This is a genomic window from Bradyrhizobium sp. CCBAU 45394 (genome assembly GCF_028128655.1).
Lineage (GTDB): Bacteria > Pseudomonadota > Alphaproteobacteria > Rhizobiales > Xanthobacteraceae > Bradyrhizobium > Bradyrhizobium diazoefficiens.
Genome location: NZ_LBIX01000081.1, coordinates 1 through 1,693 on the forward strand (window position 1 = coordinate 1; position 1,693 = coordinate 1,693).

The following is a 1,693-nucleotide window of genomic DNA, read 5'->3' on the forward strand; positions in this document are numbered from 1 at the left end:
ACGGAAGCCGCATCCTGCAACGCGGTGCGAACGACCTTGGCGGGATCGATCACGCCTGCCTTCGCCAGGTCCTGGTATTCGCCGCTGGCGGCATTGAAGCCCCAATTGTAGCTGGAGTTCTCCAGCAGCTTACCGACCACCAGCGAGCCGTCTTCGCCGGCGTTCTGCACAATCTGCCGCGCCGGCACCTGGATCGCGCGGCGCACGATGTCGACGCCGGCCTTCTGGTCGGCATTCACGGTCTTGATGGCATCGAGCGCCTTCAGGCCGCGCAGCAGCGCGACGCCGCCGCCGGGCAGGATGCCTTCCTCGACTGCCGCCCTGGTCGCGTGCATCGCGTCATCGACGCGATCCTTGCGTTCCTTGACCTCGACTTCGGTCGCGCCACCAACGCGGATCACCGCGACGCCGCCGGCGAGCTTCGCAAGCCGCTCCTGCAACTTCTCGCGATCGTAGTCGGAGGTAGTCTCCTCGATCTGCATCTTGATCTGGGTGACGCGGGCCTCGATGTCCTTCTTGGACCCCGCACCGTTGACGATGGTCGTGTTCTCCTTGTCGATGACGACCTTCTTGGCGCGGCCGAGCATCTTGAGCGTGACGTTCTCGAGCTTGATGCCGAGATCCTCCGAGATCGCCTGGCCACCCGTCAGGATCGCGATGTCCTCCAGCATGGCCTTGCGGCGATCGCCGAAGCCGGGCGCCTTCACGGCCGCGACCTTCAACCCGCCGCGCAGCCGGTTGACGACGAGGGTCGCGAGCGCTTCACCTTCGACATCCTCGGCAACGACGAGCAGCGGCTTGCCGGACTGCACGACGGCTTCGAGCAGCGGCAGCATGGACTGCAGGGTCGACAGCTTCTTCTCATGGATGAGGATGTAGGGGTCTTCGAACTCGACCCGCATCTTCTCGGCATTGGTGACGAAGTAGGGTGACGCATAGCCGCGATCGAACTGCATGCCTTCGACCACCTCGAGCTCGGTATCGAGGCTCTTGGCCTCCTCGACGGTGATGACCCCGTCGTTACCGACCTTCTGCATGGCGTCGGCGAGAAAGCGGCCGATCTCAATATCGCCATTGGCCGAGATGGTCGCGATCTGGGCGATCTCCTCGTTGGTGGTGACTTTTTTGGCGTGCGCCTTCAAATCATTGACGATGGCTTCTACGGCCAGATCGATGCCGCGCTTGAGGTCCATCGGGTTCATGCCGGCGGCGACGGATTTCGCGCCTTCCTTGACGATGGCCTGGGCCAGTACGGTCGCGGTGGTCGTCCCGTCGCCTGCGAGGTCACTCGTCTTGGAGGCGACCTCCCGCACCATCTGCGCGCCCATGTTCTCGAACTTGTCCTCCAGTTCGATCTCCTTGGCGACGGTCACGCCATCCTTGGTGATGCGCGGCGCACCGAAGGATTTCTCGATCACGACATTCCGCCCCTTGGGGCCGAGCGTGACCTTGACCGCATTCGCCAGCGTATCCACTCCCCGCAACACCCGGTCACGGGCGTCTGTGGAGAATTTCACTTCCTTGGCAGCCATGTTCGTTGCTCCTCTCTCCTCAATGACTGTCGGCTTCGCAAGTTGTGCTCAGGCGGCCTTCTTGACCGAGCCGGTCTTGTCGACCACGCCCAGAAGATCGCTCTCCTTCATGATCAAGTAGTCCTGGCCGTCGATCTTCACTTCAGTACCCGACCATTTGC

At 62.8% G+C, this 1,693-nt stretch carries 1 protein-coding gene and 1 pseudogene; both read right to left on the reverse strand.

Annotated elements, in window-relative coordinates; all coding sequences use genetic code 11:
* Positions 1-1,532, reverse strand: a 1,532-nt coding sequence (gene groL / locus WN73_RS11830) for a chaperonin GroEL (protein WP_271552896.1), incomplete at its 3' end; no start/stop codon positions are given.
* A gap of 48 nt (positions 1,533-1,580) precedes the next feature.
* A pseudogene (locus tag WN73_RS11835) lies at positions 1,581-1,693 on the reverse strand (co-chaperone GroES); the annotation flags it as partial.